We start from the raw sequence: 21102 nt of genomic DNA, 5'->3' as shown, positions 1-21102 counted from the left end.
AGCAGTGAAGCGGTATCGTGAGGAGCCGTGGAGCGCTTGGAAGTGAGAATGCCGGTGTGAGTAGCGAAAAGAGGGGTGAGAATCCCCTCCGTCGAAAGCCTAAGGTTTCCTGAGGAAGGCTCGTCCGCTCAGGGTTAGTCTGGACCTAAGCCGAGGCCGAAAGGCGTAGGCGATGGACAACAGGTCGATATTCCTGTACCGCCGTACCACCGTTTGAACGATGGGGGGACGCAGAAGGATAAGGTGACCGTGCGACTGGAAGTGCACGGACAAGCAGCGAGGCCGTCGGGTTGGCAAATCCGCCCGGCATACAAGGTTGAGCTGTGACGTGGAGCCCATAGGGCGAAGCACCGGATTTCACGCTGCCAAGAAAAGCCTCTAGTGAGGAGGTCGGCGCCAGTACCGCAAACCGACACAGGTAGGCGAGATGAGAATTCTAAGACGCGCGGGATAACTCTCGTTAAGGAACTCGGCAAAATGGTCCCGTAACTTCGGGAGAAGGGACGCTTATGGCGACATAAGCCGCAGTGAATAGGCCCAAACGACTGTTTAGCAAAAACACAGGTCTCTGCTAAATCGCAAGATGAAGTATAGGGGCTGACGCCTGCCCGGTGCTGGAAGGTTAAGGGGATGTGTCATCGCAAGAGAAGCACTGAACCGAAGCCCCAGTAAACGGCGGCCGTAACTATAACGGTCCTAAGGTAGCGAAATTCCTTGTCGGGTAAGTTCCGACCCGCACGAAAGGCGTAACGATTTGGGCACTGTCTCAACGAGAGACCCGGTGAAATCATAGTACCTGTGAAGATGCAGGTTACCCGCGACAGGACGGAAAGACCCCATGGAGCTTTACTACAGCCTGATATTGAGGCTTTGTACGCGATGTACAGGATAGGTGGGAGTTTGTGAAGCCGGAGCGCCAGCTTCGGTGGAGACACCCTTGGGATACCACCCTTTGCGTATAGAGTCTCTAACTCGCAGCCGTGATCCGGCTGGAGGACCGTGTCAGGCGGGTAGTTTGACTGGGGCGGTCGCCTCCTAAACAGTAACGGAGGCGCCCAAAGGTTCCCTCAGAATGGTTGGAAATCATTCGAAGAGTGCAAAGGCAGAAGGGAGCTTGACTGCGAGACCTACAAGTCGAGCAGGGACGAAAGTCGGGCTTAGTGATCCGGTGGTTCCGCATGGAAGGGCCATCGCTCAACGGATAAAAGCTACCCTGGGGATAACAGGCTGATCTCCCCCAAGAGTCCACATCGACGGGGAGGTTTGGCACCTCGATGTCGGCTCATCGCATCCTGGGGCTGGAGTAGGTCCCAAGGGTTGGGCTGTTCGCCCATTAAAGCGGTACGCGAGCTGGGTTCAGAACGTCGTGAGACAGTTCGGTCCCTATCCGTCGTGGGCGCAGGAAATTTGAGGAGAGCTGTCCTTAGTACGAGAGGACCGGGATGGACGCACCGCTGGTGTACCAGTTGTTCCGCCAGGAGCACCGCTGGGTAGCTACGTGCGGACGGGATAAGTGCTGAAAGCATCTAAGCATGAAGCCCCCTCCGAGATGAGATTTCCCTTTGAGCAATCAAGAAAGACCCCTCAGAGACGATGAGGTAGATAGGTCATGGGTGGAAGCGTGGCGACACGTGGAGCTGAATGATACTAATCGGTCGAGGCTTTGATCTAGTCTAATGGTTTGTGTTGATGAATCCTCAGTTTTCAGGGAACAAGCCCTGTAGAGTCTGGTGGCGATAGCGAGACGGCCACACCCGTTCCCATGCCGAACACGGAAGTTAAGCGTCTCAGCGCCGAAAGTAGTTGGGGGATCTCCCCCTGTGAGGATAGGACGTTGCCAGGCAACAACGCAGAGGACGACCGAGCATACGCTCGGTCGTTTTTTTGTTTTAGCGATGCTCTCGAACGAGAGACATCGCTTTTCGTTTGCCTTTTTTTAAATCAATGATAAAATATAGTCAAAAGTCAAAGATGGTCAGAGGGTGGTGGAGATGAGAAATATTTCGGATGTCATCGAACAGTATTTGAAGCAAGTCTTGAAGGAAAGTCAGGCAAATGCGATTGAAATCAAACGTCAAGATATCGCACAACGATTCGAATGTGTCCCATCCCAAATCAATTACGTCATCAACACACGTTTTACCGTCGAAAAAGGATATTTAGTAGAAAGTAAACGTGGCGGTGGCGGATATATTCGTATTCGACGCGTCATTTTACACGAAAAACAAGATGTTCTCTCTAGTTTGATGGATGTCATTCATGAACATCCACGTTTGAACGAACAGCTCGTTGAAAATGTGCTGATTCGATTGGTTGAAGAACAGATGATGCACGAACAAGAGGCGCAGTTGATTTATCATCTCTTATCAGATGAAGCATTGAACTTACAAGTTGACGATCGCTCCTATATTCGACGTCAACAACTACTCGCGCTGATGAAAGTACTTCGTTATCGTAATGGAGGGTAAGTCGTATGCTATGCGAACGTTGTAAACAGCGACCGGCTGTCAATGAAGTCGTTGTCATGGAACAGGACGTGCCCGTAAAAAAACGGCTATGTCGACAATGTACGGTAGAACTTATGACGGGCTATGTCCCGGTCGTAAAGCGTTGCCCAACCTGTCAGATGACGCGCCAAGATTTATTACGTGTACGAAAAGCAGGATGTGCTACGTGTTATACCGTATTTCGTGATGAACTGATTAAAATCACACGTCAATATCAACAAGGACATGATCATCACATCGGTTCGGTCCCTGACCAGTTACGTACACCGCATGAACGAATCGAAGAGCGACTCGAAAAGTTGGCAGGGGAGTTGACCCGCGCTGTCGAACAAGAAGATTATGAACGAGCAGCACGTATTCAAAAAGAAATGAAGCAATTAGAAGGGCAAGGTGATGTCTAATGGAAACGTTCCTAACACATCCACTTGGTCCAAAAATGAAAGAGCGTGCCAAATTGGATGACCTGGTCGTCTCTACAAGAATCCGACTGGCACGTAACGTCAAAGACACTGTGTTTTCGCCGGTCCTCTCTAAAGAAGGAGAACGTCAACTTTGTGATCGTCTCGAAGGGCGGTTACGTGGGTTAAAAGGATTTGAATATCTTCATATGCGTGACTATGATGAGGTCACCCGGCAGGCGTTGATGGAAAAACACTTAATTAGTCCGGCCGTTGCGGCAAACGAAGAAAGTGCAGTCTTTTTAAGTGAAGATGAAACCATCAGTGTGTTGATTAACGAAGAAGATCATTTACGAATTCAGACCTTACTCCCAGGTTATCAAGTGAAAGAGGCGTTTGAATTAGCGAATCAAGTAGACGCATTGTGCGCAGAATCACTCTCCTACGCCTTTGACGAACAGTTAGGCTACTTGACGACATGCCCAAGCAATATCGGAACCGGACTCCGGGCCTCGGTCATGTTACACTTACCGGGACTCACGTTAACGGGTCGAATCAGCCCCATTTTGCGAGAACTTCGAAAACTCGGCTATACGATTCGAGGTCGTTATGGAGAAGGCAGCGATGCGGCAGGACGGTTGTTCCAGCTGTCAAATCAGCGGACATTGGGCAGTCATGAATCACAGCTGTTAGCTGACTTTATGGAAGTGACAGAACAAGTGATTCAAGCAGAACGTCATGCGCGTGAAGAGCTCATCGCACATCGACAAGAAGAGTTAGAGGATCGGTTTTATCGGTCATATGGTATTTTACGATATGCCAAACTTCTTTCTTCTACGGAAGCCATTGAGCGACTATCTGATTTACATTTAGCGAGTGACTTAGGGATTTTGTCTGATTGGAGTCCGCCGAAGTTCCATGAACTCATCGTTCGGTTACAATCAGGTTTTCTACAAAAACATTTCGGGAAAACATTATCTACGCAAGAACGGGATCGAGAACGAGCGACACTTGTTCGTCGGACGTTAGATCAAGGCTTAGTTTGATCCAACTATAAGGAGGTTATGTCAATGATGTTTGGACGATTTACAGAACGAGCACAACGCGTATTAGCTTTAGCACAAGAGGAAGCCGTACGTCTTGGCCATCATAATATTGGTACAGAACATATTTTATTAGGATTGGTTCGTGAAGGAGAAGGAATCGCGGCAAAAGCGCTCTTCGCCCTCGGATTGACCTCTGAAAAAATCCAACAAGAAGTAGAATCATTGATTGGTCGCGGTTCGGAGAACGGGTCGACGATTCATTACACACCGCGTGCGAAAAAGGTCATTGAGCTCTCGATGGATGAGGCTCGGAAATTGGGACACTCTTACGTCGGAACGGAACACATCCTTCTAGGATTGATTCGTGAAGGAGAAGGGGTCGCGGCACGCGTCCTCAATAACCTTGGAATCAGTTTGACGAAAGCACGCCAACAAGTGTTGCAACTTCTCGGGAACACGGAGTCATCTTCAAATGCTTCGCAACCTGGGGCGAGCGCCGCAACCCCAACGCTTGACGGATTGGCACGCGATTTGACACAACAAGCACGCGAGTCTCGTTTGGATCCGGTCATCGGGCGTGCAGGCGAAATTCAACGTGTCATCGAAGTATTGTCGCGTCGGACGAAGAACAACCCGGTTCTAATTGGGGAACCAGGGGTCGGGAAAACAGCGGTCGTCGAAGGTCTCGCTCAGCAAATCATCAACAACGAGGTACCTGAAACGCTTCGCAACAAACGCGTCATGGTACTCGACATGGGTACACTCGTCGCAGGTACAAAATATCGTGGTGAGTTCGAAGATCGCTTGAAAAAAGTAATGGACGAAATTCGTCAAGCCGGTAACGTCATTCTCTTCATCGATGAGTTGCACACATTGATCGGTGCGGGTGGTGCAGAAGGTGCAATCGATGCGTCGAACATCCTCAAACCGTCATTGGCTCGCGGCGAACTTCAATGTATCGGGGCGACTACACTTGATGAATACCGGAAGTACATCGAAAAAGATGCAGCGCTTGAGCGCCGCTTCCAACCGATTCAAGTGAACGAACCGACAACAGAAGAAGCTGAACAAATCTTACTCGGGTTACGCGATCGCTATGAAGCACACCACCGTGTGACGATTACAGATACGGCGATTCACGAGGCGGTCGTCCTTTCAGACCGTTACATCTCAGATCGTTTCTTGCCGGATAAGGCGATCGACCTCGTCGACGAGGCGGCATCGAAAGTACGACTTCGCTCATTCACGGCACCACCGAATTTGAAAGAGTTGGAATCCCGTCTCGAATCGATTCGTAAAGAGAAAGACTCTGCCGTTCAAAGCCAAGAGTTTGAAAAAGCAGCTTCCCTTCGCGATACGGAACAAAAGTTACGCGATGAGTTAGAAGAGTTGAAAGCAGAGTGGCAGAACAAGCAAGGGAACGAAAAACTTGAAGTGACGAAAGAAGATATCGCTCAAGTTGTTGCGAACTGGACAGGTGTACCGGTCACGAAGATTGCCGAAGAAGAGACAGACCGTCTCCTTAAACTCGAATCGATTCTTCACAACCGGGTCATCGGTCAAGACGATGCGGTGAAATCCATTTCCCGCGCCATCCGTCGCGCCCGGGCCGGATTGAAAGATCCGAAACGTCCAATCGGGTCATTCATCTTCCTCGGACCGACCGGAGTCGGGAAAACAGAGCTCGCCCGTGCAGTTGCCGAAGCGATGTTTGGCGATGAAGATGCCATCATCCGAATCGACATGTCCGAGTACATGGAGAAACATGCGACGAGCCGTCTCGTCGGTTCGCCTCCTGGTTATGTTGGTTACGAAGAAGGCGGTCAATTGACTGAAAAAGTGCGTCGGAAACCGTACTCGGTTATCCTACTCGATGAAATCGAAAAAGCGCACCCAGAAGTATTCAACATCTTGCTTCAAGTGTTAGACGACGGTCGCTTGACGGATTCGAAAGGTCGCACCGTCGACTTCCGAAACACTGTCATCATCATGACGTCTAACGTCGGAGCCGCAGCGCTTCAACGAAACAAATATGTAGGATTCACAGTGGAAGATGATGTGAAGCGTGAGTATACAGAAATGAAGGACAAAGTACTCGAGGAATTGAAGAAAGCGTTCCGACCTGAGTTCTTGAACCGGATTGATGAAATCACGGTATTCCATTCACTTCAAAAAGAGCACATTCAAGAAATCATCAAACTTATGGCAGAGACACTCAAGAAACGTCTCGCCGAACAAGGTGTTGATTTCAGCTTGACGGATGCGGCACTCGATAAAATTGCCGATGTCGGCTACGATCCGGAATACGGGGCTCGTCCTCTCCGTCGTGCCCTTCAACGGGAAGTGGAGGACCGCCTCTCAGAAGCAATGCTCGGCGGCACAATCGCTAGAGGCAGTAAAGTTGCGCTCGACGTACAAGATGGAGAGTTCGTCGTTCGTAACGAAGGTGTAGTTCAGTAAAACATTCAGCTCCCTCGTCGTTTAGAGGGAGCTTTTTTTAGACAGGAAGGGAACTTATGGCCAAAATTAAAACGAAATACGTCTGCCAATCGTGCGGATATGAATCAGCCAAGTGGATGGGGCGTTGTCCGGGTTGTAATGAATGGAATACGCTCGTCGAAGAGTTTGTAGAAGAGAAGAAAGCCAAACGTGGAGCGGCCTTTGTGCATAGTTCATCGCGACAATTGAAACCGGAACGCTTAGCAAACGTCGTCTCACAAGAAGAGACGCGTGTGCATACGAATAGCCGTGAATTTGACCGCGTGCTCGGTGGAGGGATTGTCCCAGGTTCACTCGTCTTAGTCGGAGGGGACCCAGGGATTGGGAAATCGACGATACTGCTACAGGTCAGCGCTCACTTAGCCCATAGTGGTAAAAAGGTGCTGTACATCTCGGGAGAGGAATCGCTCAAACAGACGAAACTGCGTGCGGAACGGCTTGGCTTACCGACGGATGACTTGTTCGTACTCGCTGAGACGGACATGTTGATGATCGAACGGGTTATTGATGAGGAGCAACCTGGATTTGTCATCATTGACTCGATTCAAACGGTATATATGGATGAGATTCAATCAGCGCCAGGAAGCGTGTCACAAGTTCGAGAATGTACGGCCGCCCTCATGAAAATTGCGAAAACGCGAGGGATTGCCGTCTTCATCGTCGGTCACGTGACGAAGCAAGGGTCGATTGCCGGCCCGCGCTTACTTGAACATATGGTCGATGCGGTACTTTATTTTGAAGGGGAGCGTCATCATACGTTCCGTATTTTACGGGCGGTAAAAAACCGTTTTGGGTCGACGAACGAGATTGGCATTTTCGAGATGAAAGAGAGCGGACTAGAGGAAGTGCTCAATCCGTCCGAAATATTCTTGGAGGAACGCACTGCGGGCGTATCGGGTTCGACCGTCGTTGCCTCGATGGAAGGTACGCGGACGGTACTCGTGGAACTCCAAGCACTCATCTCTCCGACATCGTTCGGGAACCCGAGACGTATGGCCACGGGCATCGATCAAAACCGAGTCGCGCTGCTCATGGCCGTGCTCGAAAAACGTTCCGGCCTCTTGCTTCAGACGCAGGATGCGTATTTGAAAGCAGCCGGTGGCGTCAAACTGGACGAACCGGCGATCGACCTTGCGATTTGTATCTCGATTGCCTCGAGTTTCCGGGATCGTCCGACCCGTCCGACGGATGTCTGCATCGGTGAGGTCGGATTGACCGGAGAAGTGCGAAGGGTTTCCCGAATCGAGCAACGTGTCGCTGAGGCGGCAAAACTAGGTTTTACACGTGCCATCATCCCGAAAAATAACATGGGGGGATGGACCGCTCCGGCAGGGATTGAAGTCGTCGGGGTCGGAACAGTGGACGAAGCACTCCAGTTGGCGATTCCGTTCTAACGGGTCGCCACTGGCAGTTTTTAACGCTTTGTAACGAACGTGATTGAAAAAATCGTGTTACAATGAAAGTGTTATTTTTTGAAATTTTATTTCATATAGAAGGAGGTGGAATGAGTGAAGATTGCTGTACGAATCGGATTTATTTTGATTGGACTCGTCGTGGGTTGGTTCGGAATCATCGAAGCGACGCTTTTATTAGCAGACCTTGGCATGAATGTGCCGGAGTGGTTAACGATTCCATACGTAGCAAGTTTGATTGGTGGACTTATCTTCTTCATTCTTAGTTTATTCTTAACAGATGGTGTTGTTGCATTTATTCGTTTTGTCGAAGAACGGCTCGTCCGTTTACCGGTAGGGGATATCTTATTCGGTTCGATCGGTCTCATCATCGGGCTCTTGATTGCCTTTTTGATTAGTGTATCGCTTGAAGTCACGAATATTTTCTTACTGAGTAAAATCGTCCCGATTTTTGTCACGGCCCTGTTTGGTTACTTTGGTTTCGCGGTCGGCTATCGGAAGCGTAACGAATGGATCAAACTATTTGTGAAGAGCGAACGCGAAAAGCCTGCGGCTGAACCGGTCCAACGCTCTAATGATAAGATTTTAGACACGAGCGTCATCATCGATGGCCGAATCGCGGATATTGCGACGACTGGATTCGTGGAAGGAACATTGATTGTGCCCCAGTTCGTCATCGGCGAACTGCAATACATCGCCGACTCCTCGGATACGTTGAAGCGGAATCGTGGACGTCGTGGACTGGACATCTTGAAGGAACTACAAGAGAACAAGCGCATCCAGGTTGAAATCTATGATGGAGACTTCGAAGACGTACCGGAAGTCGACATCAAATTGATTAAACTAGCTGAACTGAAAAACGGGATTGTTGTTACGAATGACTACAACTTAAATAAAGTGTGTGAGGTACGAAATGTACCGGTCTTGAACATCAATGATTTGGCGAACGCCGTCAAACAGATTGTCATTCCTGGTGAAGAGATGGTCGTGACAGTTATTAAAGAAGGAAAAGAGCAGAATCAAGGGGTTGCTTATCTTGAGGATGGGACAATGGTTGTCGTGGAGGGCGGACGTAAATTGATTTCGAAGACGCTTCCTGTCGTTGTGACGAGTGTCTTACAAACGTCTGCAGGCCGTATGATTTTTGCCCGTCCAGAATAACGGATCAAAAAGAGACGCGAGAGCGCTCTCTTTTTTCACGAAGAGAGGTATTAACATGGTAGCTTATACAGTTGTCATCCCGGCTGCCGGGAGAGGGAAGCGGATGGGTGCGGATGCGAATAAGCTCATGCTGACGCTCCGTGACAAACCGATTATTGCTTGGACGTTACAGGCGTTCGATACCGATCCGTGGTGCGAACGAATGGTGTTAGCCATCCGGCCAGAAGAACGTGACTGGTTCGAGGCGATGACGTCACAGATGAAGACGCCGGTTACATACGTAGCAGGAGGGGAAGAACGACAACAGAGTGTCCATGCAGGACTGAAGGTTGTTGCACCCGATACGATTGTGATGATTCATGACGGTGCGCGTCCGTTTGTAAAACGTGAACAGTTGCATCAAGTGGCTGAAGCGGCACTGCAAGGTGGTGCCATCTTGGCGGTACCCGTTAAAGATACGGTCAAACAAGTTCAACGTCATCACATCGAACGCACCGTTCCCCGTGAAAACTTATGGTTGGCACAAACGCCGCAAGCCTTTCAGGCAAAAGCGATTTTGGCGGCACATGAACGAGCGGTCGAACAACAGGTGATGGGAACGGATGATGCCAGTTTGTTTGAGTGGCTCGGCGAATCGGTACAAGTGGTCCTTGGGGACTATCACAACATCAAAATGACGACGCCCGAAGATTTATTGTTCGGCGACGCGATTTTAGCGAAGGAGGAATTACAATGAGAATTGGTCAAGGCTTTGATGTACACGCATTTGCAGAAGGACGTCCGTTAATCTTAGGAGGGATTGAGATTCCACATGAGCGCGGACTGCTCGGTCATTCTGATGCGGACGTGTTACTCCATACCATTGCTGATGCGGCACTTGGAGCAATTGCGGCAGGTGATATCGGAAAGCACTTCCCGGATACGGACCCGGAATTTAAAGATGCGGATTCGAAAGTATTGCTCCGTCACGTCTGGCAGCTCGTGAAAGACCAAGGGTACGTTCTCGGAAATGTAGATGCGACGGTCATGGCACAACGTCCGAAACTTCGTCCTTACATTGATGAGATGCGAGCGGTCATCGCTGAACTTCTTGAAGCGGACATCGAGCAGGTGAACGTGAAAGCAACGACGACGGAGAAACTGGGCTTCACCGGACGCGAAGAGGGAATCGCGGCGCAAGCGGTCATCTTACTCAACCGGGCTTGACAGAAATGGTATACTATTTGGGCAGAAGAGAAGAAAGGTGGAACTATTATGAGTGAAGTGCGTGTACGCTATGCGCCTAGTCCGACGGGGCATCTCCATATCGGAAATGCGCGGACTGCGTTGTTTAACTACTTATTTGCTCGCCATGCTGGCGGAAAAATGATTCTTCGGATTGAAGACACTGACCAGAAACGGAATGTGTTGAACGGTGTCGAGAGTCAGATGAAATACTTGGAATGGCTCGGCATCGACTGGGATGAAGGTCCAGGTCGTGACGGAGACTACGGCCCATATTATCAAATGGAGCGTCTTGCGATTTATGAAAAATACGTCAACGAGTTGATGAGCAAAGGCCTCGCTTATAAATGCTACATGACTTCTGAGGAGCTTGAAGCAGAGCGTGAAGCACAAATCGCACGTGGGGAGGCACCACGTTATTCGGGTGCGCACCGTAACCTCACTGTTGAAGAGCGTGAAGCGTTTGAAGCGGAAGGGCGTAAACCGTCTATTCGGATCCGTGTGCCGGAAGGCGTGACGTATAAATGGACAGATGTCGTCAAAGGAGACGTCTCGTTTGAATCAAAAGATTTCGGTGACTGGGTCATCGTGAAACAGGATGGCATTCCGACGTACAACTTCGCAGTTGTCGTGGACGACCATTTGATGAAGATCAGTCACGTGTTGCGTGGGGACGATCACATCGCGAACACACCGAAACAGATGATGGTCTATGATGCACTCGGTTGGGACTATCCTGAATTCGGTCACATGACGCTCATCTACAATGACCAACATAAGAAGTTATCAAAACGGGACGAATCGATTATTCAGTTCATCGAACAATATGCGGATCTCGGCTACTTGCCAGCAGCACTCTTTAACTTCATTTCGCTCCTTGGCTGGTCACCGGTCGGGGAAGAAGAAATCTTCTCAAAAGAAGAGTTCATTGAAATGTTTGATGCGAAACGTTTGTCGAAGAGTCCGGCAGTTTTTGACCAACAAAAACTTTCTTGGATCAACAGTGTATACATGAAGAAGGCCACGCTTGACGAAGTGGTGGCACTCAGTTTACCATTCTTACAAGAAGCAGGACGATTACCCGAGGCGGTATCTGTTGAGGAAGCGGATTGGGCGACAAACTTGATTGCATTGTATAAAGAACAAATGACGCACGGAGCAGAAATCGTCGCGTTGACAGACTTGTTCTTCAAAGATGAAATCGAGTATGACGAGGAAGCGAACGCTGTCCTTTCAGGTGAAACGGTACCTGCTGTTCTTGCAGAGTTCAAACAGCAGCTCGAAGCAATCGAAGACTTCACACCGGAAGCGATTAAAGCGGCGACGAAAGCGACGCAAAAAGCGACCGGTCAAAAAGGGAAGAACTTGTTCATGCCGATCCGTGTCGCTACGACAGGGCAAACACATGGACCGGAACTCCCGAACGCCATTTCGTTAATCGGAAAAGAGCGTGTGTTGAAGCGTCTGACAACTTTATTAGCGTAATAAAGGCATCGATGAGGAAAGTAAGCGGTACGACACGTTGCAGAGACTAGAACCTAGGCTGGGAGTTCTAGATGTGTCCCCCGAAGAAGTGCACCTCGGAGCCGTCTCGGCGATATGTAGTCGAGGCCGTGACTCGGCGTTAACGAGACTTGAGAGGGGAACGCATTTTCCCAAACAGAGTGGAACCGCGCTTACGGCGTCTCTGTGCCTTGGCACAGGGGCGTCTTTGTTTTTGTATAAGAAAAGGAGATATCGATTATGGGATTTTGGAGCAGTGTACGCGAAGACTTGCGGACTGTCCTGGAACTAGACCCTGCCGCTCGTTCGAAAGTAGAAGTGGCACTGACTTACCCAGGCCTTCACGCCATATGGGCACACCGCATCGCGCACGGATTATGGAAACGTAACGTGAAACTGGTGGCCAAATTATTAGCCCAGTTCAGTCGTTGGTTGACCGGGATTGAAATTCATCCGGGGGCAGTCCTTGGGGACCGCGTGTTCATCGATCACGGTTTCGGTGTCGTCATCGGTGAGACGGCGATTATCGGGAATGACGTCACCATCTATCAAGGCGTCACCCTGGGTGGAACGGGGAAAGAGAAAGGGAAGCGTCACCCGACAATCGGGAGTGACGTGCTTATTTCAGCGGGGGCGAAAGTACTTGGGAACATCACGGTCGGCGATTGCGTCAAAATCGGAGCGAGCTCGGTCGTATTGAACGATGTGCCGTCTGATTCGACCGTGGTCGGGATTCCAGGTCGTGTCGTCATTCGAAACGGTAAGCGTGTGAAGCAACATGATCTAGATCATCGTTTCCCAGATCCGGACCGCGAATGCCAAGAACGCTTAGAAGCGGCAGTGGATGAACTACAACAAAAATTAGCGACGCTTGAAAAGCGGATGGAGGAGAAGACACATGATTCAGCTGTACAACAGTCTCACGAATAAAAAAGAACCGTTTGTCCCGATTGTTCCGGGTAAAGTATCGATGTACGTATGCGGTCCGACCGTTTATAACTACATTCATGTCGGAAACGCCCGACCGGCGATCGCCTTCGACACGGTCCGCCGCTACTTGACGTATCGTGGGTACGAGGTCAAATACGTCTTGAACTTTACAGACGTGGATGACAAGATCATTCGTACGGCGAATGAATTAGGAGAAGACACGGAGACGCTGACGAATCGCTATATCGAGGCGTATTTAGCAGATACAGGGGCACTTAACGTTCAACCGGCAGACGTGCATCCGCGTGTTACTGATACGATGGAAGAAATCATCGAGTTCATTCGTCAATTGGAGACGGAAGGGTTCGCTTATGAATCAGAAGGAGACGTGTATTTCCGGACGAAGAAGTTTGAGACGTACGGGAAGCTGAGTCAGCAATCGATTGAAGATTTGCGGGCCGGTTCACGTGTCGATGTCGGAGAGAAGAAAGAAGACCCGCTCGACTTCGTTCTATGGAAAGCGGCTAAACCGGATGAACCATCATGGGATAGTCCGTGGGGCAAAGGACGTCCGGGCTGGCATATCGAATGCTCGGCGATGGCGAAAAAACATCTCGGGACAACGATTGATATTCACGCGGGCGGGCATGATTTAAAATTCCCACACCACGAGAACGAGATTGCTCAGTCGGAAGCTTGCAACCATGCGAAGTTCGCCAACTATTGGCTGCATAACGGCTTCATTAACATTGAAAATGAGAAGATGTCTAAGTCGCTCGGAAACTTCCTCCTCGTCCATGAGGCGTTGAAAGAAGTCGACCCGATGGTCCTGCGCTTCTTCATGTTGTCTGTCCATTATCGTCATCCGATCAACTATAGCCGAGAATTGATTGAACAAGCGGCGAACGGCTGGAGCCGAATCAAGGAAGCTTACCAAAATATTGAATATCGCTTGTCGGTCACAGCTGGACTTGGAGAGGCGAGCGAGTCGATGGAACGGAAGCTTGAATCCATCAAGGCGTCTTTCATCGAGTCAATGGATGATGATATCAATACGGCCAACGCCGTGACCGTCCTCTTTGACTTGGCACGGGAAGCGAACATTTATGCGAAGGCCGATCATGTGGCAAAAGCGACGCTTGAACAGGTCCTGTCGCTATTTGATGAATTGACGGGTGTCCTCGGCTTGACGTTGGCAGAAGAAAAAGAACTATTGGATGCCGAGATCGACCAATTGATTCAAGAACGGAACGACGCACGGGCGGCACGTAATTTTGCCCGGGCCGACGAGATTCGTGATTTACTAAAAGAACAAAACATCCAACTCGAAGACACGGCCCAAGGGGTTCGGTGGAAGCGGTTATGATGCAACCGAAACAAATGAATGCCCTCGCTCTCGCTTATATGGGAGACGTGGTATACGAAATGGCTGTACGGAGACGCCTGCTTGAGAAAGGATTGACGCGCCCGAATGACTTACACCGGGGTGCGGTTCGCTATGTCAATGCACGGGCGCAGGCGAGCGTCGTGACATTTTGGTTAGAGACGGATGTGTTGACGGAAGAGGAACAGGCTGTCGTCAGACGTGGAAAGAATGCGAAATCAGGATCGGTTCCGAAACGGGTCGATGTGCACACGTATCGTTATTCCACGGCATTCGAGGCCCTGATTGGGTATATCTATTTGACAGAAAGAAGGGATCGTCTTGAAGAACTCATCAAACAAGCGTTCGAACGACTCGAAGCCGAGTCGACCGAAACGACATGACGGAAATCGGGGAGCGGAGAAACGAACGTTTGACCGCCCTCGTGGGGAACGACCAGATCGCGCGCGTCGCCAAAAGGCAGAACGCCCTGACTATAAGGAAGTCGATGTGATGGAGGAAGGGATTGACTTCCTTTACGGTCGTAACCCGGTACTCGAGGCACTGCGAAGTGGTCGGGATATGAATAAAGTATTCATTATGGAAGGTCAGCAAAAGGGCCCACTCGCTCAAATTATCGCGATGGCGAACGAAGCATCGGTCCAAGTGTCATTCGTCCCAAAAACGAAACTTGAGAAGATGGCTGGCAGTGAACATCACCAAGGAGTCGTTGCGGCAGTTGCGGCTTATGAATACAAAACAGTTGAGGACATGTTCGCTCTCGCAGCTTCGAAAGAGGAGACACCGCTCTTCATTTTACTAGATGAGCTCGAAGACCCGCACAATCTCGGTTCGATTTTACGGACCGCCGATGCCGTTGGCGCACACGGGATCATCATTCCGAAACGCCGCTCGGTCGGTTTGACTCAAACGGTCGCCAAAGCTTCAACCGGTGCGATTGAGCATATTCCGGTGGCGCGCGTGACGAACTTGACGCGGACACTTGAAGAGTTGAAGGAAAAAGGATTGTGGGTCGTCGGGACCGATGCGAAAGAAAGTCAGGACTATCGTCGATTGGATGGAAATATGCCACTCGTTGTGGTCATTGGAAGTGAAGGCAAAGGGATGAGCCGACTCGTGCGCGAATCGTGCGACTTCCTTGTTCATTTACCGATGGTCGGTCATGTCACGTCACTCAATGCATCTGTTGCAGCGGCGCTCCTCCTGTATGAGGTGCATCGCTCACGTCATCCATTGGCATGAGTATCCTGAAGCGTGAGCTCCTTCTTGTCGACGGATATAATATCATCGGCGCGTGGCCTCACTTGAGAAGTCTCCGCGACGTAGATTTTGAACAAGCACGCAATCTGTTGATTGAGGCGATGGCAGAATATCAGGCTGTGTCCGGCAAAGAGGTCACCATCGTGTTTGACGCCCATATGCGCTATGGTCGTGAATCCAAAGAGAAGCGGAGTCGGGTCGACGTTGTCTATACGAAAGAGAATGAGACAGCGGACGAATGGATTGAGCGGCGTGCCCATGAATTAGTGGATGACCGGCTCATTACATTATTCGTCGCGACGAACGATTTCACGGAGCAGTGGGTCATCTTTGGTCAAGGCGCATTGCGCGTCCCGGCAACGGAACTGTTGAAAGATTGGAAGCATGCGAAAACATTGATTGAACAACAGCGTGTGTCGCTCGAGAAAGAACAAGCGAATCGGAAGACGATTGATATTCCACCGCATATTCAAGCGAAGTTTGAAGAAATGCGACGTCGCAAATCAAAAGGTGATTGAAATCACGGACGAGTTCATCAAATGGACTCGTCTTTGTTTCGATTTTGACATTTTTTTGCAAAGGAATGTTGTATACTATTACATATATGAGTTACACAGTATTCAATTGACGGAATTTTTAGAAATTTGTTTGACGCATAGGAGTAGGGAGTCCTATAATGGGACACAACCTTACATAGTTCAGGATCAATCGCCGGGGGGTAACGAGCATGAACGGATGGCCGTACGAACAGTTTGAAAAAATGTCAGACGAAGAGTTGGTCTTATTGGCGCGCAACGAAGGGGATAGCGACGCGCTCGAGTTTTTGATTGAACGATACCGGTATTTTGTGCGGGCGAAGGCACGTTCATACTTTTTGATTGGTGCAGATCACGAGGACATCGTCCAAGAAGGGATGATCGGCCTTTATAAAGGTGTGCGTGATTATAAGGACGAACGACTTGCGTCATTCAAAAGCTTTGCCGAGATGTGCATCACCCGTCAGATGATCACGGCAATCAAGACGGCGACACGCCAAAAACATATTCCGCTCAATTCATATGTGTCACTCGATAAACCAATTTTTGATGAAGAGTCTGACCGGACGTTGCTCGATGTCATCTTGCCACCACATCCGACTGACCCACAAGAATTGATCGTGACACAGGAAGAACAGTCGTTCATGGAAGCGAAGATGGATGAGATCTTGAGTGACCTCGAACGGAAAGTCTTGCGTCTTTATTTAGACGGGCGCTCTTATCAAGAGATTTCAGACGACCTCGATCGTCATGTCAAATCGATCGATAATGCGTTACAGCGCGTGAAGAAGAAATTCGAGCGTCATGTCGACGTCCGGATGCTCACGAGCTAACCGATTATTGACCGCGTGCCTCCTATGTGATACTTTAAAAGCAGCGCCTTGTCCGTAGACGCCATTTACAGGAGGCGTTTTTTTTTCGCTCTTTTTTAAGAGAGAGTAGTCGAAAGGGGCGCTTATGAATGGCAAAGAAAGTAAGTCTCGCTTGCTCAGAATGCGGGTCTCGAGAGTACTCGACGACAAAAAAAGACGGCGTGTCGACACGGCTTGAAATGAAGAAGTTTTGTCGCCGCTGTAACGCGCATACGCTGCATCGGGAATCAAAGTAACGTAGATTGGCATTCAATGTAGGAGGAAGCTACCATGAACTTTTTGCGCGACGTATGGAAAGAGTTGAAGAAAACGAGTTGGCCGACTCGTAAAGAACTCACGAAATATACCATTACTGTCATCGCGACTGTTGTCGTGATTGGCCTGTTCGTGTTCGGCGTAGATACTGGCGTCAGTTATCTCGTCAATTTATTGATTAACTAAGGAAGAGGTGAAAGCCGTGGAGAAACAATGGTTTGTTGTCCAGACGTACTCAGGTTTTGAGAATAACGTCAAAGAAAACCTAGAACGTCGAATCGGTTCGATGAACATGGAAGATAAAATTTTCCGCGTCCTCGTCCCGACTGAAACGACGCAAGAAGAAGTCACATTGAAGAGTGGCGAGAAGAAAATCAAAGAGCGTGAAGTCAAAAGTTTCCCGGGCTATGTGTTCGTAGAGATGGTCATGACTGACGATTCATGGTATGTTGTCCGCAACACGCCAAACGTCACCGGCTTCCTCGGTTCAACGGGTGGTGGGGCAAAACCGATCCCACTCCAACCGGACGAAGTGACAAACGTCTTGTCACAAATGGGACTCATCGAGAAGAAAGATCGTTACAACTATGAACTCGGTGACCTTGTCCGCGTGAAAGAAGGCGCATTTGAGAACTTTGAAGGAACAATCGACGAGATTGAAGCCGACAAAGAGAAGCTCAAAGTCGTGGTCGACATGTTCGGTCGTGAAACAAAAATTGAGCTTGATTTCGAACAAGTTCAGAAAATTAACTAAACCCACTTGCTAATCCGTAAAACGGATGGTACAATCGAAAATGTTTGATGTTGTGCTTTATTTCGGTACAAACTCGACCTAATAGATTGAGTGGGAGGGCGCACAACGTCCAAGAAACCACATTTTAGACTTAAGGAGGTGTGTCTCGTGGCGAAAAAAGTTTCTAAACTCGTTAAACTTCAAATCCCAGCTGGTAAAGCAAACCCAGCTCCACCAGTAGGTCCAGCACTTGGTCAAGCAGGTGTTAACATCATGGGATTCTGTAAAGAGTTCAACGCTCGTACACAAGACCAAGCCGGATTGATTATTCCTGTAGTCATCACGGTATACGAAGATCGTTCGTTTACATTCATTACGAAAACTCCACCAGCTGCAGTTCTCTTGAAGAAAGCTGCTGGTATCGAGAGTGGTTCTGGTGAACCAAACCGTAAGAAAGTAGCAACGGTTAAGCGTGACAAAGTTCGCGAAATCGCTGAACTTAAAATGCCTGACCTTAACGCATCATCTGTAGAAACAGCGATGCTTATGGTTGAAGGTACTGCACGTAGTATGGGTATTGTAATCGAAGACTAATTGCTAGTCTCTGGGGTTGTCGGTGAATACTGCTCACCTTCAATCCCTTCATTATGTGGGAGGAAATTCCGCTAACCACAAGGAGGAAAAGATCATGGGTAAAAAACACCAAGAAGCAGCTAAGCTTGTTGACCGCACGAAGTCATACGACCTCGCTGAAGCTGTCGAGCTCGTTCAAAAAACAGCTACTGCTAAATTCGATGAAACAATCGAAGTTGCTGTCCGTCTCGGCGTAGATCCGAAGAAAGCAGACCAACAAATCCGTGGTGCCGTTGTACTTCCACACGGTACTGGTAAAACACAAAAAGTTCTCGTCTTCGCAAAAGGTGAGAAAGTGAAAGAAGCGGAAGCTGCTGGAGCAGACTACGTTGGCGACGCTGAGTACATCAACAAAATCCAACAAGGATGGTTCGACTTCGATGTAATCGTTGCGACACCTGACATGATGGGTGAAGTTGGTAAACTTGGTCGTGTTCTCGGACCTAAAGGCCTCATGCCTAACCCGAAAACAGGAACAGTTACTTTCGACGTAGAAAAAGCAATCGCGGATATCAAAGCTGGTAAAGTTGAATACCGTGTTGATAAAGCTGGTAACATCCACGTTCCAGTTGGTAAGAAATCATTTGAAGCATCTAAACTCTCTGAGAACATCGAGACAATTCTCGAAACACTCATGAAAGTGAAGCCTGCTACTGCAAAAGGAACTTACCTTAAAAACATCTCGCTTTCATCTACAATGGGTCCTGGGATCCGTGTAGCGACTGCAGATTTCCTTAAGTAATCTTGTTGAAATAAATTGTTGACAACGTGTGACACCGCTGATAAAGTAATACACGTTCAACCGAATATGTTGGATTACCGTAGACAGAAGGTGGACATCGGTCCGTAAACCCTTCCGAGGTGTCTTTGCTCGAACTTGAGCCTGTTGTCACAGGTTTACTTTCAAACAATTACGCCCTCGTATGTCTTCATACGAGGGATTTCTTTTGGAGAGCAGCCTCTCGTCCGGTATAAGAATTGACTAGGAGGTGCAAACACATGGCAAACGAAAAAATCGTAGCTCAGAAATCGGCACTCGTCGATGAAATCGCTGAGAAAATGCAAGCGAGCGTTGGAACAGTTGTTGTTGACTACCGCGGACTTACAGTTGAAGAAGTGACTACACTCCGTAAATCACTCCGTGACGCTGGAATCGAGTTCAAAGTTTACAAGAACGGTCTTCTTCGCCGCGCAGCTACTCAGTCGAACTTCGAAGGTCTTGACGAAGTCTTCACTGGTCCTACAGCAATCGCCTTCTCTAAAGAAGACGTTATTGCTCCAGCGAAGATCTTGAACGACTTCTCGAAAGAGCACAAAGCGCTCGAACTCAAAGGCGGAATCATCGAAGGTAAAGTTTCTTCACTCGAAGAAATCAAAGCCCTTGCAGAACTTCCATCACGCGATGGTCTTCTCTCGATGCTTCTCAGCGTACTTCAAGCTCCAATCCGTGGGCTCGCAGTCGCAACAAATGCAATCGCAGAACAAAAAGAAGAGCAATCAGCTTAATTTTTGTCGCGTAGCGTAACTCAAAAAACTTTTTCACAACATCAAAGGAGGAAAACCATAATGGCTTTCAACAAAGAGCAATTCATCGAAGACCTCAAATCAATGACGGTTCTCGAACTTAACGAACTCGTAAAAACAATCGAAGAAGAATTCGGCGTATCAGCAGCAGCTCCAGTAGCAGTTGCAGGTGCTGGCGCAGGCGCAGCAGCTGAAGAGAAAACTGAATTCGACGTAATCCTCACAAACGCTGGCGCTGGTAAAATCAACGTCATCAAAGCTGTTCGTGAAATCACAGGTCTCGGTCTTAAAGAAGCAAAAGCACTCGTTGACGGAACTCCAGCTCCAGTCAAAGAAGGCGTTTCTAAAGAAGACGCTGACGCAATCAAAGCTAAGCTTGAAGAAGCTGGCGCATCTGTTGAAGTTAAGTAATTCAACTTCACAACCTATAGAAGCTCGCCATGGCGAGCTTCTTTTATTTCCTTGAAGAATGGGTTAGGAGGTTCAACGCATGGGAGATCATTACTATACGAACGATCCACGTTCGGAAAGTGCCCCAGAGACATGGACGTATGAGTTGCGAGGGAAACAGTATCACTTCACTTCGGACCGCGGTGTGTTCTCGAAAGGGTCGGTCGATTTTGGGTCACGTCTTTTAATTGAAACGTTTGAGATGCCTGATGTGTCGGGACGTATTTTAGATGTAGGCTGCGGCTATGGTCCGATGGGGATCTCGCTTGCCGATGCCTCTGGGCGTGAGGCCTTGCTCATTGATGTGAATGAGCGTGCGCTGGCGCTCTCTGAGCAAAACGCCGCCCGTAATGGAGTGACGGTCGAAACACGGCTTTCTCACGCGTATGACGCGGTGGGGGGAGAACGGTTTGCCGCCATTGTCACCAATCCGCCGATTCGTGCGGGGAAACAAGTCGTCCATACGATCTTGCGTGAAGCACATACGCACCTCGTCGATGGAGGAGCAATCTATGTCGTCATTCAAAAGAAACAAGGAGCACCTTCTGCTAAAAAGTTATTAGAAGAGGTGTTTGGTCAAGTTGAAACGATCGCGAAAGAAAAAGGTTACTTTATTTTCCGAGCAATTCGGTCTTGACAAACGGTGAAGTCTTGTTGACTCGCTATAACGTATATGCTAACATTATAAAATGCCATTGGAATGGAATTCGCTTGAAACTGCCGTGTCTGCCGCTTTTTAGAGACGGAAAACGAGCGACATTCAATGACAATGTTC

At 49.0% G+C, this 21102-nt stretch carries 23 protein-coding genes, 2 rRNA genes and 2 other annotated features (1 of these 27 cut by a window edge); all 25 genes read left to right on the top strand.

What is annotated here, in order from left to right:
* Nucleotides 1-1671, top strand: a 23S ribosomal RNA gene (locus tag EAT1B_RS08345) (it extends 1243 nt beyond the left edge of the window).
* Nucleotides 1672-1726: 55 nt separating this feature from the next.
* A 5S ribosomal RNA gene (rrf, locus tag EAT1B_RS08340) occupies nucleotides 1727-1843 on the top strand.
* A gap of 148 nt (nucleotides 1844-1991) precedes the next feature.
* Complete coding sequence (locus EAT1B_RS08335; protein WP_012727708.1) at nucleotides 1992-2468, top strand: CtsR family transcriptional regulator; 477 nt, start codon at nucleotides 1992-1994, stop codon at nucleotides 2466-2468.
* 5 nt (nucleotides 2469-2473) lie between these two features.
* Nucleotides 2474-2908, top strand: coding sequence for a UvrB/UvrC motif-containing protein (locus EAT1B_RS08330; RefSeq protein ID WP_012727707.1), 435 nt, complete (start codon nucleotides 2474-2476; stop codon nucleotides 2906-2908).
* Entirely contained in the window at nucleotides 2908-3951 is a 1044-nt protein-coding gene (locus tag EAT1B_RS08325) for a protein arginine kinase (RefSeq protein ID WP_012727706.1), read from the top strand. Before EAT1B_RS08330 ends, EAT1B_RS08325 begins: the two co-directional genes overlap by 1 nt.
* Before the next feature lie 24 nt (nucleotides 3952-3975).
* On the top strand, nucleotides 3976-6411 hold the full coding sequence (locus EAT1B_RS08320) for an ATP-dependent Clp protease ATP-binding subunit (protein ID WP_012727705.1): 2436 nt from the start codon (nucleotides 3976-3978) through the stop codon (nucleotides 6409-6411).
* A gap of 56 nt (nucleotides 6412-6467) precedes the next feature.
* Nucleotides 6468-7844, top strand: coding sequence for a DNA repair protein RadA (gene radA, locus EAT1B_RS08315; protein WP_012727704.1), 1377 nt, complete (start codon nucleotides 6468-6470; stop codon nucleotides 7842-7844).
* A gap of 114 nt (nucleotides 7845-7958) precedes the next feature.
* On the top strand, nucleotides 7959-9023 hold the full coding sequence (locus EAT1B_RS08310) for a PIN/TRAM domain-containing protein (RefSeq protein ID WP_012727703.1): 1065 nt from the start codon (nucleotides 7959-7961) through the stop codon (nucleotides 9021-9023).
* 55 nt (nucleotides 9024-9078) lie between these two features.
* Nucleotides 9079-9759: a 2-C-methyl-D-erythritol 4-phosphate cytidylyltransferase gene (gene ispD, locus EAT1B_RS08305; protein WP_012727702.1), complete on the top strand. Its 681-nt coding sequence runs from the start codon at nucleotides 9079-9081 to the stop codon at nucleotides 9757-9759.
* The gene (ispF, locus tag EAT1B_RS08300; RefSeq protein ID WP_012727701.1) at nucleotides 9756-10229 is read left to right on the top strand and encodes a 2-C-methyl-D-erythritol 2,4-cyclodiphosphate synthase; all 474 of its coding nucleotides are present in this window, start codon (nucleotides 9756-9758) and stop codon (nucleotides 10227-10229) included. Before ispD ends, ispF begins: the two co-directional genes overlap by 4 nt.
* A gap of 45 nt (nucleotides 10230-10274) precedes the next feature.
* Entirely contained in the window at nucleotides 10275-11732 is a 1458-nt protein-coding gene (gene gltX, locus EAT1B_RS08295; RefSeq protein WP_193343265.1) for a glutamate--tRNA ligase, read from the top strand.
* Nucleotides 11732-11939, top strand: a binding site (T-box leader). (Overlaps the previous gene by 1 nt.)
* A 51-nt stretch (nucleotides 11940-11990) precedes the next feature.
* Entirely contained in the window at nucleotides 11991-12680 is a 690-nt protein-coding gene (gene cysE, locus EAT1B_RS08290) for a serine O-acetyltransferase (RefSeq protein ID WP_012727699.1), read from the top strand.
* Complete coding sequence (cysS, locus tag EAT1B_RS08285; protein WP_012727698.1) at nucleotides 12649-14046, top strand: cysteine--tRNA ligase; 1398 nt, start codon at nucleotides 12649-12651, stop codon at nucleotides 14044-14046. The genes cysE and cysS overlap by 32 nt, the downstream gene beginning before the upstream one ends.
* The gene (locus EAT1B_RS08280; RefSeq protein ID WP_012727697.1) at nucleotides 14043-14447 is read left to right on the top strand and encodes a Mini-ribonuclease 3; all 405 of its coding nucleotides are present in this window, start codon (nucleotides 14043-14045) and stop codon (nucleotides 14445-14447) included. Before cysS ends, EAT1B_RS08280 begins: the two co-directional genes overlap by 4 nt.
* Before the next feature lie 109 nt (nucleotides 14448-14556).
* Nucleotides 14557-15306, top strand: a complete 750-nt coding sequence (gene rlmB / locus EAT1B_RS08275; protein WP_031421850.1) for a 23S rRNA (guanosine(2251)-2'-O)-methyltransferase RlmB — start codon at nucleotides 14557-14559, stop codon at nucleotides 15304-15306.
* Nucleotides 15303-15842 (top strand): NYN domain-containing protein, encoded by a 540-nt coding sequence (locus EAT1B_RS08270; RefSeq protein WP_012727695.1) that lies wholly within the window; start codon nucleotides 15303-15305, stop codon nucleotides 15840-15842. The genes rlmB and EAT1B_RS08270 overlap by 4 nt, the downstream gene beginning before the upstream one ends.
* Before the next feature lie 209 nt (nucleotides 15843-16051).
* Nucleotides 16052-16693 (top strand): RNA polymerase sporulation sigma factor SigH, encoded by a 642-nt coding sequence (sigH, locus tag EAT1B_RS08265; RefSeq protein WP_012727694.1) that lies wholly within the window; start codon nucleotides 16052-16054, stop codon nucleotides 16691-16693.
* A 128-nt stretch (nucleotides 16694-16821) separates the two neighbouring features.
* Nucleotides 16822-16968 (top strand): 50S ribosomal protein L33, encoded by a 147-nt coding sequence (gene rpmG, locus EAT1B_RS15770; protein WP_012727693.1) that lies wholly within the window; start codon nucleotides 16822-16824, stop codon nucleotides 16966-16968.
* 34 nt (nucleotides 16969-17002) lie between these two features.
* Nucleotides 17003-17173 (top strand): preprotein translocase subunit SecE, encoded by a 171-nt coding sequence (gene secE / locus EAT1B_RS08260; protein ID WP_012727692.1) that lies wholly within the window; start codon nucleotides 17003-17005, stop codon nucleotides 17171-17173.
* A gap of 16 nt (nucleotides 17174-17189) precedes the next feature.
* Nucleotides 17190-17741 (top strand): transcription termination/antitermination protein NusG, encoded by a 552-nt coding sequence (gene nusG, locus EAT1B_RS08255; RefSeq protein ID WP_012727691.1) that lies wholly within the window; start codon nucleotides 17190-17192, stop codon nucleotides 17739-17741.
* 147 nt (nucleotides 17742-17888) lie between these two features.
* Entirely contained in the window at nucleotides 17889-18314 is a 426-nt protein-coding gene (gene rplK, locus EAT1B_RS08250; RefSeq protein WP_012727690.1) for a 50S ribosomal protein L11, read from the top strand.
* 94 nt (nucleotides 18315-18408) lie between these two features.
* Nucleotides 18409-19095 (top strand): 50S ribosomal protein L1, encoded by a 687-nt coding sequence (gene rplA, locus EAT1B_RS08245; protein WP_012727689.1) that lies wholly within the window; start codon nucleotides 18409-18411, stop codon nucleotides 19093-19095.
* 59 nt (nucleotides 19096-19154) lie between these two features.
* Nucleotides 19155-19308: a sequence feature (ribosomal protein L10 leader region), on the top strand.
* Between the two features lie 44 nt (nucleotides 19309-19352).
* A complete protein-coding gene (rplJ, locus tag EAT1B_RS08240; protein ID WP_012727688.1) occupies nucleotides 19353-19859 on the top strand; it encodes a 50S ribosomal protein L10 in 507 nt (168 codons plus the stop codon).
* 60 nt (nucleotides 19860-19919) lie between these two features.
* The gene (rplL, locus tag EAT1B_RS08235; RefSeq protein ID WP_012727687.1) at nucleotides 19920-20288 is read left to right on the top strand and encodes a 50S ribosomal protein L7/L12; all 369 of its coding nucleotides are present in this window, start codon (nucleotides 19920-19922) and stop codon (nucleotides 20286-20288) included.
* 79 nt (nucleotides 20289-20367) lie between these two features.
* Nucleotides 20368-20964 (top strand): class I SAM-dependent methyltransferase, encoded by a 597-nt coding sequence (locus tag EAT1B_RS08230; RefSeq protein WP_012727686.1) that lies wholly within the window; start codon nucleotides 20368-20370, stop codon nucleotides 20962-20964.
* Nucleotides 20965-21102 lie beyond the last annotated feature (138 nt).

Source organism: Exiguobacterium sp. AT1b, assembly GCF_000023045.1.
Taxonomy (GTDB): Bacteria; Bacillota; Bacilli; order Exiguobacteriales; family Exiguobacteriaceae; genus Exiguobacterium.
The sequence above is the reverse complement of the archived record's forward strand: the minus strand, read 5'-3'. Positions and strand labels throughout refer to the sequence as shown.

What these genes read in the sequence shown, in the direction of transcription:
- cysE (WP_012727699.1), top strand. Translation starts at nt 11,991, where the DNA reads ATGGGATTTTGGAGCAGTGTACGCGAAGACTTGCGGACTGTCCTGGAA.
- EAT1B_RS08280 (WP_012727697.1), top strand. Translation starts at nt 14,043, where the DNA reads ATGATGCAACCGAAACAAATGAATGCCCTCGCTCTCGCTTATATGGGA.
- EAT1B_RS08335 (WP_012727708.1), top strand. Translation starts at nt 1,992, where the DNA reads ATGAGAAATATTTCGGATGTCATCGAACAGTATTTGAAGCAAGTCTTG.
- EAT1B_RS08270 (WP_012727695.1), top strand. Translation starts at nt 15,303, where the DNA reads ATGAGTATCCTGAAGCGTGAGCTCCTTCTTGTCGACGGATATAATATC.
- cysS (WP_012727698.1), top strand. Translation starts at nt 12,649, where the DNA reads ATGATTCAGCTGTACAACAGTCTCACGAATAAAAAAGAACCGTTTGTC.
- ispF (WP_012727701.1), top strand. Translation starts at nt 9,756, where the DNA reads ATGAGAATTGGTCAAGGCTTTGATGTACACGCATTTGCAGAAGGACGT.
- secE (WP_012727692.1), top strand. Translation starts at nt 17,003, where the DNA reads ATGAACTTTTTGCGCGACGTATGGAAAGAGTTGAAGAAAACGAGTTGG.
- rplL (WP_012727687.1), top strand. Translation starts at nt 19,920, where the DNA reads ATGGCTTTCAACAAAGAGCAATTCATCGAAGACCTCAAATCAATGACG.
- rlmB (WP_031421850.1), top strand. Translation starts at nt 14,557, where the DNA reads ATGGAGGAAGGGATTGACTTCCTTTACGGTCGTAACCCGGTACTCGAG.
- ispD (WP_012727702.1), top strand. Translation starts at nt 9,079, where the DNA reads ATGGTAGCTTATACAGTTGTCATCCCGGCTGCCGGGAGAGGGAAGCGG.
- EAT1B_RS08230 (WP_012727686.1), top strand. Translation starts at nt 20,368, where the DNA reads ATGGGAGATCATTACTATACGAACGATCCACGTTCGGAAAGTGCCCCA.
- sigH (WP_012727694.1), top strand. Translation starts at nt 16,052, where the DNA reads ATGAACGGATGGCCGTACGAACAGTTTGAAAAAATGTCAGACGAAGAG.
- EAT1B_RS08320 (WP_012727705.1), top strand. Translation starts at nt 3,976, where the DNA reads ATGATGTTTGGACGATTTACAGAACGAGCACAACGCGTATTAGCTTTA.
- rplA (WP_012727689.1), top strand. Translation starts at nt 18,409, where the DNA reads ATGGGTAAAAAACACCAAGAAGCAGCTAAGCTTGTTGACCGCACGAAG.
- EAT1B_RS08325 (WP_012727706.1), top strand. Translation starts at nt 2,908, where the DNA reads ATGGAAACGTTCCTAACACATCCACTTGGTCCAAAAATGAAAGAGCGT.
- rpmG (WP_012727693.1), top strand. Translation starts at nt 16,822, where the DNA reads ATGGCAAAGAAAGTAAGTCTCGCTTGCTCAGAATGCGGGTCTCGAGAG.
- rplJ (WP_012727688.1), top strand. Translation starts at nt 19,353, where the DNA reads ATGGCAAACGAAAAAATCGTAGCTCAGAAATCGGCACTCGTCGATGAA.
- EAT1B_RS08330 (WP_012727707.1), top strand. Translation starts at nt 2,474, where the DNA reads ATGCTATGCGAACGTTGTAAACAGCGACCGGCTGTCAATGAAGTCGTT.
- radA (WP_012727704.1), top strand. Translation starts at nt 6,468, where the DNA reads ATGGCCAAAATTAAAACGAAATACGTCTGCCAATCGTGCGGATATGAA.